Below are 13113 nucleotides of genomic sequence, written 5' to 3' on the forward strand. Positions count from 1 at the left end.
ACACCACAGCACCAGATATGGCCATTTTGAAGCCCCCAGCCATTCACTCCCGGTGTTTACCCGAACCCCAGCCGCGCGTTTGAATGGGGCTGTGTTGCCAGAGGCCGTGTCACTTAGATCAGGAGCACGGTGATTGCTGGCGAGAGACAATCCTCGCCTTGAATCGTCACCGCGGCGACCAGAGATCGTGGAGGCGGGGGGAATCGAACCCCCGTCCGAAAGCACTCCACACCAGCGTCTACATGCTTAGCGCGTGTTTTTTATCTCAGACGGTGATCCCGACACGCACGCCGTGTCACCGTCCCAGCCACTCCACAGGTTCGGCTGGGGAGGTCTGCGGCCGACCCCCTTGCCTATCCCGCTAATACCCGCCCCCGACCGACCGCGGGAAATTTCGGCCGGGGACGCTCACGGCAACTTAGGCCGCGAGAGCGTATTCGTAATCGTCCGCAGTTAAATCTGCAGCCTGCCTTTTTAACGAGGGTACAGACCTCGACATGCAACCAGAGCTTCATCACTCCCGTCGAACCCAGTTCGCCCCCAGGATCGTCTAGTGAATCTGCCGGCCGGAAAAACCGGCCAACCCAGTAAATATAGGACCGTACGGGCCACTTGGCAAGGCCCCCTGTCGAGTTGACGCTAGAGCTTGTAGAGCTCGGCGCAGTTGTCGTGCACCACGCGGGCCAGCTGGGCATCGGTCAGGCCCTCGCCCACGGCAGCGATTGCCCGATCAGACCTGGGCCAGGTGGAGTCGGAGTGGGGAAAATCGTTTGCCCACATGATGCGCTCTATGTTGCACATGTCGGCCATGTGCCCCACCACCGCGTCGTCCTGAAAGGTGACGTAGATGTTCTCGCGAAAGTACTCGCTGGGCACCTTGGTAATGCCACCGGGCTTGAGCCAGAAGCGGTGGCGGTTGTAGGCGTGGTCCATGCGGTAGAGATAGTGGGGCACCCAGCCGGCGTCGGCCTCCACGCACACGACCTTCAGGCGTGGATGGCGCTCGAACACGCCGCCGAACACCATCATGCCCATGATGTCCTGGCAGCCGCGGATGATAGACATGAAGCCGTTGATGTTAGGCCCCCTGCCCTCGCGCATGTTGGCGAGATCGTCGGCCTTGCTCGTGAGAATGTGAAAGCTGACGGGCAGGTCGAGGTCGACGCAGGCCTGCCAGAACGGGTCCCAGCTGGGCTGGTCGTAGTCGTCGTCGCCTACCGGGTCACCGGCCAGCATGACACCGCGAAAGCCGAAGTCCTTTATCTGCTGCAGCTCCTCGATGCCCTCGTCTATAGTGCGCACCGCCGCCTGGCCTATGCCGATGAGCCTGTCGGGAGCGCCCTCGCAGAAACCCGCCAGCCAGCGGTTGTAGGCGTCGAAGCAGGCCTTGCGGAAGTCCGCGTCAGGGTGCAGGCAGATGATCATGCCCACCGAGGGATACAGCACCTCGGCCGACACGCCGTCCTGGTCCTGGGCCTCCAGGCGCGGGCCGACCTCCCAGCCGCCGTGATTAAGATCGTCCCACTTCCGGTTTATGTCGGCCAGTTCCTCGGCCGTGCGGCCGGCGGCGTTGATCATGCTCATGGGCACCGGCATGGGGAGTCCCTCCACGACGAAGGCCGCGCCCAGGGTCTCGTGCTGTACCAGGGTGGGCTTGCGGTCGCGGAAGACCGGGTCGATGTCGTCAAAAGCCTCCGGTGGCTCGCAGATGTGCGAGTCCGCGGAAATGGCAATTATATTTTCGGCGCTGGTGGTCACGGTAATCCTCCCGATGGGCCCCCGTCGGGACCGCCAAGTGCACAGTGAGCCCGCCGTCCACCGCCGTTGCAAACGGGTCGGGGCGGCCCGCTACTCTCTTATGACCAGTCGCTTGCCCAGCCTGGTCTCAAGTGACATCGCATCGCTGGCCGGATCATCCACGACGTCGATGAGCAGCTTCGCATCGGCATAAAGCTTCTGCCATTCGCGCGGCAGGAAGACCGGTATGTCGGCCACGCGGCCTATTTCGCCGGCCCCGAAGGGAAGCAGGTAGTCCTCGTACAGGTGCGGTGCGCTGCCCTCGCAGCAGCCCCCATCAACAGTGATGGTGAGCACCCCGTCGTGCCTGCTGCGCACTGCGCGCAGGACGGCCTCTGCCTCGTCGGTGGCTTTTACCTCGCTCACTGCCAGACCACTTATCAGCCCACTACTATGCGCCCACTACTATGCGGTAGTTGACGTCGGCCACTGCCACCACCCGTCCGTCGGCGACAGAGGCAACCTCGGCGTGGGTAAAAAAGATCTCGCCGTCACTGTGCGACAGGCTGCCGTAGCCCACGAGGTCGGCGGCCGGCAAGGGGGCCAGCACGCGGGCCTGCATGCAGGGGGTCGATGCCTTGTGGGGGCCCGGGCCGGTGGTGGCCCAGGCGGCCATCGCGCCGGTGGTATCGAGCAGCGCCAGCACCGCGCCCTCGGCTACACCGCCGCCGGCGTCGAGGTTGCCCTGGGCAAGAGGCATTACGATACGCGAGCAGCTGTCGACCATGTGTTCGACGTTCATGCCCAGCCTGGCGGCGAAGGGAATCTGGCTTATGAACGGGCCCATGGGCCCCGGGTCTGCAGCTCCGTTGTCGCCCACGGCCGCGGGCAGCTCGACCCCGGCAGCGCCCATGCGTCCGCGCACACTCACCAGGCCGCGGGCTATGTCCCTGCCGGACTCACTGGAGACCGCCACATCGACGAACGCGAGTTCCTTGCCCTTCCTGAGCAAGCGCGCGGTGGCGGTTATCCCCTCTTCCCTTGCCGCCGCCAGCCACGTGACCTGCACGGCCGAGGTGTGCCAGGGGCCAGAGTCTTCACCGAGCGCTGTGCGCGCCATGGCTTGCGCCGACAACGCTATCATCGACGCGGCCACCCCTCCGTGCAGCACGTTGCCGGGGTTGGTATTGCCCTCGTCAAAGGGCAGTTCGAGCACGACCCGCTCGTCTGACAACTCGGCGGCGACTACGCCCAGCGATTTGTTGAAGGCCGAGTCGGCCAGCCATTGTTCGACGTGGTCCATTGTTTACCGCACCCCCCCTACATCCCCTCTACGCGCACGGCAGCAGGCAGGAGTGCACTGACTCTTCGCCCGGTATCTCGCGCGCCAGCGTGCGTATGGCCAGCTCGGCGTCCTCGAGTGCGAAATTGTGGGTGTGCATCTTCTCGATCGGCACGCTGCCCGATTCTATCAATCGTATGGCCGAGTCATAGGCCGACCAGGTGACACCCATGGCTCCCTTGATCGTGAGCTCCTTGAGCACTGCCTTGTCGGACACAAAACCTGGTACTTCTTTCATGCCCTTCACTCCGGCCAGCACTATGGTGCCGCCCTGCCGGGCGTAGTCGAGGCTGGCGGCCACCGGCTCGGTGGCGTAAGAGGTCACCTCCACCACCACGTCGGCACCGCGGCCGTTGGTGATTTCGCGCACGCGCTGCGCGGTGTTCTCTTCTTCGGAGTTGATGGTGTGGGTCGCCCCGAACTCGCGAGCCAGTTCTAGTTTGTTTTCGTCGGCTCCGAGGCCGGTCACTATTATGTCGCCCGCTCCCACCTGCCGGCAGGCGATCACCGACGCGAGTCCGCGCTGGCCGGGACCCAGGATCAGTACGGTGTCGCCCGGACGGGTCTGCGGCATTTCTACCGCCCAGCGAAAGCCCGCGCCCAGCGGGTTGAACATGACGGCGATCTCCGGCGGCAGGCCGGGGTCGACCTTGTGCACCACCGCGTTGGGCGCAATGTACATGTACTGCGAGTACGCACCCCACAAACCCGGCGGCTGATCGACAGGTATGTACGAATAGATCTGCCGCGTGGAGCACAGGTGGTAGCTGCCCGAGTAACAGTCACGGCAGGACTGGCAGCCGAGCATGGTCTCCACCGCCACGCGGTCGCCCACGTCGACGCCCCACCTGCGGGCGGCGCCATCGCCTATGGCCTCGATTATGCCCAGCGGTTCGTGGCCCGGGATGATGGGGTAAGGCACGGGCAACACACCGTTAAACTGCTCGTGGTCACTGCCGCAGATGCCGCAGGCCTCGACCCTCAACAGCGCGTCGTTGTCGCTGATGTCGGGCAGCGGAAACTCACGTGCCTCCAGCGCCCGCGGACCGGTCTGCACCATTGCCGTTGTTTTCTTTATAGCCATCCCATCCCCACCGGCAAGTCTCCCCGCTTACTGTCAGTTAAACAGGGCGCTGAAGTAGATCTTGTCTGGCGTGTCCTCGCCCACGTGGATGTGCTTGGTTTCCTGGAACGCCGACATACCCCAGGGGCCCAGCTCGCGGCCCACGCCACTTTGCTTGTAGCCTCCAAAGGGAAAACGGACGTTGATCATGTGGTAGTCGTTGATCCACACGGTGCCGGTTTCGAGTCGCCGGGCCACCGACAAAGCGCGCTCGGTATCGCTCGACCACACGGCCCCACCAAGCCCGTACATCGAGTCGTTGGCGATACGCACTGCCTCTTCGTCGTCGGAATAACGTATCACCGACACCACGGGGCCGAAGATTTCTTCCTGGGCGATGCGCATGCCGTTGTCCACGCCCGTAAAGATAGTGGGGTTGTAGTAGTAGCCGCTCTCCATGTCGGGGCGATCGCCGCCCAGCACGCACTCGGCCCCTGCCTCGCGGCCGAGTCCCACGTACCGCTCCACGGTGTCGAGCTGGTTACTGCTCACCATGGGGCCCATGGTGGACATCATGTCCATTGGGTCGCCTACCTGTATGCGATCGCAGGCGCTTACCATCTTGTCGACGAGTTCGTCGTGATTATTTTCCGAAACCAGCACCCGCGTGCCCGACTCGCAGACCTGGCCCTGGTGAAAGAACGTGCCGTAGCAGGCACCCAGCGCGGCGGTGTCGAGATCAGCATCGTCGAGAACGATGTTGGGCGACTTGCCGCCCAGCTCGAGGGTCACCTTCTTTATGGTGCCCGACGCCAGCTGCATGATACGACGGCCGACCTCGGTAGAGCCGGTGAACGCCACCTTACCCACGTCGGGGTGAGAGGCCAGGCGCTCGCCGGCCACGCCGCCGGGGCCACTTACGACGTTGACCACGCCGTCGGGCACGCCCGCGTCCTTGCAGATCTGCCCCAGTATGAGCGCGGTCACCGGTGTTACCGACGCCGGCTTGATGATGACCGTGTTACCAGCGGCCAGCGCTGGCGCTATCTTCCACGACGCCATCAGTATGGGGAAGTTCCACGGCACGATACCGGCGCACACGCCGATGGGTTCTCGACGCACGATGTTGCGGCTCGCTACCGGCACCGTCTCCGCGAACTCTTCTTCGTCTTTGTAGCCGCGGCATAGCCCGGAGAAATACTGAAAGGTGCCGGCGGCTCCCGGCACGTCGGCAAAACTGGCCTTGCGTATGGTGCCGCCACCGTCCTGGGCCTCGGCTGCCGCCAGGGCCTCGCCCTGCCCGTTGATGACCTCGGCCACCGCCGCCAGGATGTCGGCTCTCTCCTCGTAGCTCTTGTTTCGCCACACGCCGGACGCGTGGGCCTTGCGGGCGGCCTCAACGGCGTCGTCTACGTCGGCTTCGCCGGCGCTGGCCACCTCGGCCCAGGGCTGCTCGGTCGCCGGGTTGATGCTCTTTATGGTCCCGCCAGCCTTCGCGTCTCGATATTCTCCGTCAATAAAAAGCCCGTATTGCTCCATCAGATCCTCCTGCCGCCGGGGGGCGACGTAGAAAAGTAATGAATGCTCAATATGCTCGCGGCAACCCTCAATCAAGCTTATTCACAGTAGACCTTGACGCGGACGGCCTCCTTGTGAGACATTTAAGTTGGTGGTCAAGACGGCCGGGGTGTCCCCCGGCTGTAAACCGGAGCTTCTATTATGCCCCCTTCCCCAGACGCACCTCCTTCCAACACCCCGCCCTCCAGCACACCGGCCCCTTACAGTGGGGCCTGGTGGGTAGTCCCCGGCCGTTTGCTGGCCGGCCCCTACCCGGCTGGGAGCGACGAGGAATCTACCCGCGAGATACTGGCCGCGCTGCTCGCGGCCGGCCTGCGCTCGGTGATCAACCTCACCGAAGAAGACGAGGTAAACGGTGACGGCGAGGTGCCGCACATCCCCGCCTACGAAGACGCGCTCGAAGAAATGGGCGAAGAGTTGGGAGACGTCATCGAGATAGAGCGCTTCTCCATAGAAGAAGGCACCGCGCCCCCGGCCGACGAGATGGAGATGATCATCGACGCCATCGACAACGAGATTGACGGCCGCGACAGCCCCACGCTGCTGCACTGCACCAGCGGCAACGGGCGGGCCTGGCTGGTTGCCGGCTGCTACCTGGCGCGACACGGCATAGCCGTGGGCAAGGACGCCGTGGCCCGGCTCACAGAACTTCGCGCAGGCGATCCCGCCCTGGCGGCTGCCAAGTGCCCCGAGACCATAGTGCAGGAACGCTTCGTGTCGCGTTGGCGGCAGGACCAGTAACGCCGACATACCTGGGACAGAGCCGCCAGGGCGTTCCCGAGCGACCACCAACATGAACCTGGCAAGGCGAATCCTCGACACACTGCAAGCTGACAGCTCGCTGGCCGCTGTCTCCGGTTTGCAGGAGACCGGCTTGGACCACGGCGACAACGACACGCCCTTCCTCGCCTGGACACAAAACCGCGAGCAACTGCTCGAGCGAACCGCGCTGTGGTCGTCGCGCCTGCGACAGGAAGGCATAGAGCCCGGCCAACGCGTGCTACTCGGCCCCTCGCGCGGTCCTGAGCTGGTAGCCCTGCACCTGGCAGTGCTCTCCAGCGGCGCCGTGGTGGTGCCGCTCAACAGCTCGCTGTCGACGGCCGAGGTCGAGGAGCTGCTACCGCGCGCCCTGCCCTCGCTGATAGTTACCAGCCCCGGCATCGCCCGGCATCACGCCGCTGCGGCTGGCAACAGTGGCTGTCGGTGGCTTAGCGAAGACGAACTCTCCCCGCACGAAGACCTGGCCCCAGCACTATCGGTCGAAAGCCGACAACCGGCAGACACAGCGCTGCTGCTGTTTACCTCGGGCACCACTGGCCAGCCCAAGGGCGTGCCGTTGTCACACGGCCAACTCCTGGCCAACCTCGCCCAGCTGGCCCTGGCCTGGCAACGCAATCCAGACGACCGCCTGCTGCACCTGTTGCCGGCCCATCATTTTCACGGCCTCGTGCTGGGACTGTACGGCAGCCTGCTGGCGGGCAACGAGATCGTGCTGGCGCCGCGTTTTGACGCACGCGCCTGCCTCGACGCGATAGCCGCGCTCGATGCGAAACTGCTTATGGGCGTTCCCACCGTCTACCGGCGACTGCTGGCGGAAGCCGGCCCCGACGATTCGCTGGCGACTCTCAGGCTGGCTCTTTGTGGCTCAGCACCGCTGGACGCCCAGCTGTGGCAGCAGTTTTACGAGCGCTTCGGCGTCGAGCTGGTCGAACGCTACGGGTTGACCGAAACCGGCATCATATCGAGCAACCTGCCCGGCGACACGGCGGCCGGCAGCGCCGGGTTTCCCCTGCCCGGCACCCTCATAGCTCTTTGTGACCACGACGCGGGGACCGGCGATCACCCGATCTACCGCGAGGGAGGACCGGGCTTGCCCGCCAGTGGGCCGGGTGAAGTATGCGTGCAGGGGCCGACCGTTTTTTCGGGCTACCTGCAAAATGACGGCAGCCCGGACAACAGCGACGACGCAAACAAGGGATGGTTTCACACCGGCGATATCGGACGCTTTGATGATCGCGGGCGCCTCTACCTCGACGGCCGCATCAAGGACCTGGTCATCAGCGGCGGCTCCAATATTGTGCCGGCCGAGGTCGAGCGCCTGCTGTCAACCGTGGAGGGCGTTGCCGAAGTGGTGGTGGCTGGCCTGCCCGACGACGACCTCGGCGAGGTGCCCGCCGCCTGGATCGTGGGCGCAGCCGGTGCCGACCCGGCACTGCTCGAACGAGCCCTCACTCGGGTGGCCGACGAAAAACTTGCTCGCTATAAGAGACCGCGCCGCTACCGCTTCGTGGCCGAACTGCCGCGCAACGCCATGGGCAAGCTCGACCGCTCGGCGTTGCCGCGCGGCTGAGGCCTGCAAAGTTCGCGTCAGAACCGGAGCGTCAGAACCGGAGCTTGGTGGCGCGCGCGGCCTCTCGCTGGCGCTCGCGATCCTTGAGCGAGGAGCGCTTGTCGTGTTTTTTCTTGCCCTTCGCGAGCACTACCTCCGCCTTGATTTTCCCGCCACTGTCGTAAAGGCGCGTCACGACCAGCGTGTAGCCGCTCTGCCGCACCTTGCCCTCGAGCTTGTCGATTTCGCGGCGATGCAGGAGCAGCTTGCGGTCGTGCACCGACTCGTGGCCCTGCTCGCCCTGCGAAGAACAGGCCCCCACGTGGCAGCCCTGCAGGTAAGCCTCGCCGCGGCGCAATCGAACGTAGGAATCGGCGAGGTTGGCGCGGCCCTCGCGTATGGCCTTCACCTCGCTGCCGACCAGTACGATACCGGCCTCCATGGTATCCTCGACCATGTACTGGTAACGCACGCGGCGGTTCTCGGCCAGAGCCCCCCTTCCCTTGCTGCCCGATCGCTTAGCCACCGCCGGAGTTTAACACGCCACCCGACTGGGCACGAAGCAGGCCCCACCCCCCGCTTGGGGGGGGAGGCTGACTGGCCCCCCGCAAACCGCCTGCCCGCCTATACGGTACATCCTGGCGCTGAAGTCGAAAAAGCCCTTGACCGACCCCGGCCAGAAGCGCTTCAATAGGTATTGGAGCCGTATGGCCCCAGCGTATTACGCCACCGAGACGGCAGCTTTATCGCCGGGTCGGTGTCGGGGTGGCAGTTCGAGAGAAGTGGCCCCCCGGGGATGCGGCGGCGTTTCCTGGCGTCTCCATCGGACGCAAGCGTCGCTCGCATCGCGTGAGCGCTCTTCATTTTTTACCGCAGTATCTACCGCAGTATCGCCCGCAGCCCAGCGAGCCGGCTCAGCCGAAGGCCTGGCCGGGTACTTCTTCGCGTCCCTCGTCGACCGGGTTGTTCGCCTCGTCTACGAACACGCAGCTGGGCTTCCAGCTCAAGGCCTGCGAGTCTTCCATCCAGCCGAAGGCGGCAACTATTACGAGGTCGCCACGCGAAGCCTTGTGAGCCGCGGCGCCGTTGATGCAGACCACCCGTGAGCCTGCCGCGCCCTCGATGGCGTAGGTCTCAAAACGCTCGCCGTTGGTCACGTTCCACACGTGTACGGCTTCGCCCGTGATCAGGCCGGCTGCGTCCATGAGCTCGCTGTCTATGGTCACGCTGCCCTCGTAGTCGAGGTCGGCACCGGTGACGGTGGCGCGATGGATTTTGCCTCTCAGCATCTTACGCATGTGCGGGAGTCTCCTCTTTGTCGGCAGCAGTCACGGCCGAGGCCGTGCGTTGCAATACCACGTTGTCAATCAAGCGTACCGGCCCCAGCGCGGCGGCCACGGCCAGCACGCAGCCTGCCGTGGCCCGCGGCACGGGTTGCAGCGTGGCACCATCGACCAGGCTCACGTACTCGGCCGTCATTCCCTCGGCGGCTTCGATTTCCGAGGCCACGAGGCCGACCAGGGCCTGCGACGAGTCTTCGCCTGTCTGCCAGGCGTCGCTGGCCAGGCACAGGCCGCGGTAGATGGCGGGGGCCTGCTGCCGTTCTGCGGCCGAGAGGCGTTCGTTGCGCGTGCTCATGGCCACGCCGTCGGGCTCTCGGCAGGTGGCCACCGAAACAACATCGACGCCAAAGTGAAGGTCGGCGGCCATGCGGCGTATTACCTGCAGTTGCTGGTAGTCCTTCTCGCCGAAGACCGCGAAGTCGGGCTCGACCATGTTGAACAGCGCACTCACCACCGTGGCCACGCCGTCAAAGTGCCCGGGCCTGCCGGGACCGCAGAGGGTGTCGGCCAGTCCCGATACTATCACCCGGCTGGCCGATCCCGCCGGGTACACCTGCTCCGCCTCGGGCACGAACATCATGTCGACTCCCTCGGCCTGCAGCATGGCCTCGTCGGCCGAAGTGTTGCGGGGGTAGTTTTCAAAATCACCCGGGTCGTTGAACTGCGCCGGGTTAACAAAAATCGACACGACCACGACGTCGGCATCGGCCTTCGCGCGACGCACCAGCTCGAGGTGCCCCTCGTGGAGAAAACCCATGGTCGGCACCAGGCCCACGCGCAGCCCCGCGCCGCGAACCTGTCGCGACAGCTCACGCATGACTGCTATATCGGTTACAGTTTTCAACTGGTTATTCTGCCGTTATCCGGCCAAGCCTTTCGCTTGGCCCCCGCTCCAGCTCAGGAACCGCCCAGCGCCCTGCGCCGCGAAGGTGGCCTGTTGGCCGAGCGTGGCTTACGCGACGAGAAGCAGTGCTCGGGTGCCGGAAAGCTGCCGTCGCGAACCTCGGCCACGTAGCTGCCTATGGCCTCGGTGGCCACCGTTCCCAGCTCGGCGTAACGGCGCACAAAGCGTGGGGCTATGCGTTCTTCGAGCCCGAGCACGTCGTGCATGACCAGCACCTGCCCGTCGCAGGAGGGGCCGGCACCTATGCCTATGGTGGGCACGTTTACTGATTCGGTGATCTCGCGACCAAGCTCGGAGGGAACGCCCTCTATCACGATGGCAAAGGCTCCCGCGTCTTCGAGCGCGCGGGCGTCGGCCAGGATCCGTTCGCGGGCCCCCGGTGCGCCACCGCTCTCGCGGCCCTGCACCTTGTGTCCGCCCATGCGGTGCACCGACTGCGGGGTCAGGCCAATGTGGCCCACCACGGGGATGTCGATGTTGGACAGGCGCGCCACTGTATCGGCGATGTTGACTCCGCCCTCGAGCTTGACGGCCTCGGCGCCGGCTTCCTTGATGAAGCGACCGGCGTTTACCAGCGCCTCTTCGGCCGACACCTGGTAAGACATGAAGGGCATGTCGGCCACCACCAGGGCACGCTTGCGGCCGCGGGCCACCATGCGCACGTGGTAGACCATCTCGTCCATGGTGACACCCAGGGTGTTGTCCATGCCCTGTACCACCATGGCCAGCGAGTCTCCCACCAGCAGCATGTCCACGCCCGCCCGGTCGGCCAGGCGCGAGAAGGTAAAGTCGTAGGCGGTGAGCATGGTCAAGCGACGCTCGCCCTTGGCGTCGATGACGCCGGGCACGGTCACTTTTTTCTCAGTAAACTTACTGTCAGCTATTCCGGTGGTCATAAAAAAACCTCCCGAACCAGCGGAAGGTCATCGACCACCGGCAGTCGCGAGCCCGTGGTCACGGGTGACGCTACGCCGGAAGACGCTCTGAACTCCCGTCTCGGTCCTTAGTTGGATCCAAGCGGTACGTAATGCTGGACACCCTGTCCCATGCCGTCAATCTCCCGGACGAGGTCGGTGAAATCACCGCCATTCTCGACAAAGTCGATGTCCGAACTGTTGACGACCAACAACGGGGCGTCCCGGTATCCATGGAAGAAGCGCCTGTACGCTTCTGCCAGCTTCTCAAGGTACTCGCGTCCGAGCCTTTTCTCAAAAGATCGGGCGCGCTTCCTCAGTCTCCTTAGCAGGACATCGATGTCCGCGTCAAGGAACACGACCAGGTCAGGTTGCCTGACTCGAGCATCAAGCAATCCATAAATACGATCGTAAAGGACCAATTCGTCCTCGGAAAGGGTGATTTCAGCAAAAATACGGTCTTTTGCGAACAAATAGTCGGCTACGGTGGCCTGTTGAAAAAGATCCATCTGCACCAGTTCCTGCTGCTGGCGGTAGCGTTCGATGAGAAACGAGAGCTGGGCGGTAAAGGCGTAGCGCTGCGGTTCCTCGTAAAAACGGGCCAGGAAGGGGTTGTCTTCCAGCGGCTCGCGCACCAGGCGGGCCCCGTAGTTCTGGGCCAGGGCCTGGGCCAGCGAGCTCTTGCCCACCGCTATGGGCCCCTCCACTGCGATATAACGCAGGCTGTGTTCGTTCGGCAACTGAAAACTCCCCTCAACTGAGTCGGTTAGCACGCCCCCGAATGGGGGTAAAGCGCTGGCTGTGATAAGATTTAATCTATGTCCCCGCGTTCGGCAGCAGGGGTGGTGGAGAAGGCGGAAGTGGAGGCCGGCGGGTTCCTGGTGACAGGTATCGAGGAGGCCCGCCTCGGGGACGACGACAGTGGTCGGCTCGAGCGGATCATGCCCTTTGCGGTGATACTTTTTGCCCGCCACATGCCCGATCTCGAAAGCTTGCTTTCGCTCACGGCCCAGCTGCGTGAGCGCGACGCCGACTGCCTGCTGGCCATAGACCACGAGGGCGGCCGCGTAGACCGCACGCCCGATCCCTTTACGCACTTTCCTGCCGCTCTCAACATGGCCCGGCACGGCGACCCCGGGGCGGTAAAGCACGCTGGCGCCTGCCAGGGTGCAGAGCTTCGCGCGGCGGGCTTCGACATCGACTTCGGGCCGGTGCTCGACATCCACACCAACGAGGCCAACCCCATCATCGGGGACCGCGCCTTCGGAACCACGCCTGAAGAAGTGTCACACTTTGCCCTCCCCTGGCTGCAAGGCTTGAGCGAGTCGGGAGTAACCGGCTGCGGTAAACATTTTCCGGGCCACGGCGACACCGACCTCGACTCGCACCTCGCCCTTCCCACCGTCAGCCACAACATAGACCGACTGCGCAGCGTTGAACTGAGACCATTTGCGCGCGCCATTGCCAGCGGCGTGCCCATGCTCATGACCGCCCACCTGCTCTGCCGCGCCCTGGACGCCGAGCTGCCCGCGAGTCTGAGCAAGGCGGCGGTCAGCGGCTACCTGCGCGACGAGCTGGGTTACAATGGCGTGGTGATCGTGGATGACCTCGAGATGAAAGCCGTGGCCAACCAGTACGGTGCCGGTGAAGCCGCCGTCATGGCACTGCAGGCGGGCAACGATCTCGCCATGGTGTGCAACGGTGGCCGGGCGATGGACGAAGCCCACGAGGGAATCGCACGCGCCATAGCCGACCGTAGAATCGACGAAGGACAGCTGGCCCGCTCGCGCTCGCGACTGTCCAGGCTACGCAAGCGGGCGCTCAAGGGACGAAAAAAAACGGGACCAATCTCGGCTATCGGTGCCGAAGAACATCGCCTGCTGGCTGCGCAACTTGCGTAACG

The 13113-nt window shown here is 64.4% G+C and carries 13 protein-coding genes and 1 other RNA gene; 3 read left to right on the forward strand and 11 right to left on the reverse strand.

Features of this window, described 5'->3' with window-relative positions; translation table 11 throughout:
• Positions 1–185 precede the first annotated feature (185 nt).
• The 6 genes from ssrA to EYQ35_00320 form a co-directional block, all read right to left on the reverse strand.
• Positions 186–542, reverse strand: a transfer-messenger RNA (tmRNA) gene (gene ssrA, locus EYQ35_00295).
• A 97-nt stretch (positions 543–639) separates the two neighbouring features.
• Complete coding sequence (locus tag EYQ35_00300; protein ID HIF62587.1) at positions 640–1737, reverse strand: amidohydrolase; 1098 nt, start codon at positions 1735–1737, stop codon at positions 640–642.
• A 111-nt stretch (positions 1738–1848) separates the two neighbouring features.
• On the reverse strand, positions 1849–2181 hold the full coding sequence (locus tag EYQ35_00305) for a DUF779 domain-containing protein (protein ID HIF62588.1): 333 nt from the start codon (positions 2179–2181) through the stop codon (positions 1849–1851).
• A gap of 7 nt (positions 2182–2188) precedes the next feature.
• On the reverse strand, positions 2189–3040 hold the full coding sequence (locus tag EYQ35_00310) for a hotdog fold thioesterase (GenBank protein ID HIF62589.1): 852 nt from the start codon (positions 3038–3040) through the stop codon (positions 2189–2191).
• Positions 3041–3068: 28 nt separating this feature from the next.
• Positions 3069–4163, reverse strand: a complete 1095-nt coding sequence (locus EYQ35_00315) for an alcohol dehydrogenase (protein ID HIF62590.1) — start codon at positions 4161–4163, stop codon at positions 3069–3071.
• Between the two features lie 33 nt (positions 4164–4196).
• Complete coding sequence (locus tag EYQ35_00320; protein ID HIF62591.1) at positions 4197–5681, reverse strand: aldehyde dehydrogenase; 1485 nt, start codon at positions 5679–5681, stop codon at positions 4197–4199.
• Between the two features lie 180 nt (positions 5682–5861).
• Between EYQ35_00320 and EYQ35_00325 the strand changes: the two genes are divergently transcribed.
• On the forward strand, positions 5862–6461 hold the full coding sequence (locus EYQ35_00325; protein ID HIF62592.1) for a hypothetical protein: 600 nt from the start codon (positions 5862–5864) through the stop codon (positions 6459–6461).
• Positions 6462–6513: 52 nt separating this feature from the next.
• Positions 6514–8070: a malonyl-CoA synthase gene (locus tag EYQ35_00330; GenBank protein ID HIF62593.1), complete on the forward strand. Its 1557-nt coding sequence runs from the start codon at positions 6514–6516 to the stop codon at positions 8068–8070.
• Positions 8071–8101: 31 nt separating this feature from the next.
• Here EYQ35_00330 and smpB read toward each other — a convergent pair whose 3' ends face one another.
• The 5 genes from smpB to EYQ35_00355 all read right to left on the reverse strand — a co-directional run bounded on the left by smpB (position 8102) and on the right by EYQ35_00355 (position 11932).
• A complete protein-coding gene (gene smpB, locus EYQ35_00335) occupies positions 8102–8575 on the reverse strand; it encodes an SsrA-binding protein SmpB (protein HIF62594.1) in 474 nt (157 codons plus the stop codon).
• Between the two features lie 388 nt (positions 8576–8963).
• Positions 8964–9347, reverse strand: coding sequence for an aspartate 1-decarboxylase (locus EYQ35_00340; GenBank protein HIF62595.1), 384 nt, complete (start codon positions 9345–9347; stop codon positions 8964–8966).
• Positions 9340–10236 (reverse strand): pantoate--beta-alanine ligase, encoded by an 897-nt coding sequence (locus EYQ35_00345; GenBank protein ID HIF62596.1) that lies wholly within the window; start codon positions 10234–10236, stop codon positions 9340–9342. The genes EYQ35_00340 and EYQ35_00345 overlap by 8 nt, the downstream gene beginning before the upstream one ends.
• A gap of 53 nt (positions 10237–10289) precedes the next feature.
• On the reverse strand, positions 10290–11192 hold the full coding sequence (gene panB / locus EYQ35_00350; GenBank protein HIF62597.1) for a 3-methyl-2-oxobutanoate hydroxymethyltransferase: 903 nt from the start codon (positions 11190–11192) through the stop codon (positions 10290–10292).
• A 107-nt stretch (positions 11193–11299) separates the two neighbouring features.
• Entirely contained in the window at positions 11300–11932 is a 633-nt protein-coding gene (locus tag EYQ35_00355; GenBank protein ID HIF62598.1) for a deoxynucleoside kinase, read from the reverse strand.
• Between the two features lie 96 nt (positions 11933–12028).
• Between EYQ35_00355 and nagZ the strand changes: the two genes are divergently transcribed.
• Entirely contained in the window at positions 12029–13111 is a 1083-nt protein-coding gene (nagZ, locus tag EYQ35_00360; protein ID HIF62599.1) for a beta-N-acetylhexosaminidase, read from the forward strand.
• Positions 13112–13113 lie beyond the last annotated feature (2 nt).

The organism is Candidatus Binatota bacterium, assembly GCA_012960245.1.
Classification (GTDB): domain Bacteria; phylum Desulfobacterota; class Binatia; order UBA1149; family UBA1149; genus UBA1149.

What these genes read in the sequence shown, in the direction of transcription:
- panB (HIF62597.1), bottom strand. Translation starts at nt 11,192, where the DNA reads ATGACCACCGGAATAGCTGACAGTAAGTTTACTGAGAAAAAAGTGACC.
- EYQ35_00320 (HIF62591.1), bottom strand. Translation starts at nt 5,681, where the DNA reads ATGGAGCAATACGGGCTTTTTATTGACGGAGAATATCGAGACGCGAAG.
- EYQ35_00340 (HIF62595.1), bottom strand. Translation starts at nt 9,347, where the DNA reads ATGCGTAAGATGCTGAGAGGCAAAATCCATCGCGCCACCGTCACCGGT.
- nagZ (HIF62599.1), top strand. Translation starts at nt 12,029, where the DNA reads ATGTCCCCGCGTTCGGCAGCAGGGGTGGTGGAGAAGGCGGAAGTGGAG.
- EYQ35_00315 (HIF62590.1), bottom strand. Translation starts at nt 4,163, where the DNA reads ATGGCTATAAAGAAAACAACGGCAATGGTGCAGACCGGTCCGCGGGCG.
- EYQ35_00310 (HIF62589.1), bottom strand. Translation starts at nt 3,040, where the DNA reads ATGGACCACGTCGAACAATGGCTGGCCGACTCGGCCTTCAACAAATCG.
- EYQ35_00330 (HIF62593.1), top strand. Translation starts at nt 6,514, where the DNA reads ATGAACCTGGCAAGGCGAATCCTCGACACACTGCAAGCTGACAGCTCG.
- EYQ35_00325 (HIF62592.1), top strand. Translation starts at nt 5,862, where the DNA reads ATGCCCCCTTCCCCAGACGCACCTCCTTCCAACACCCCGCCCTCCAGC.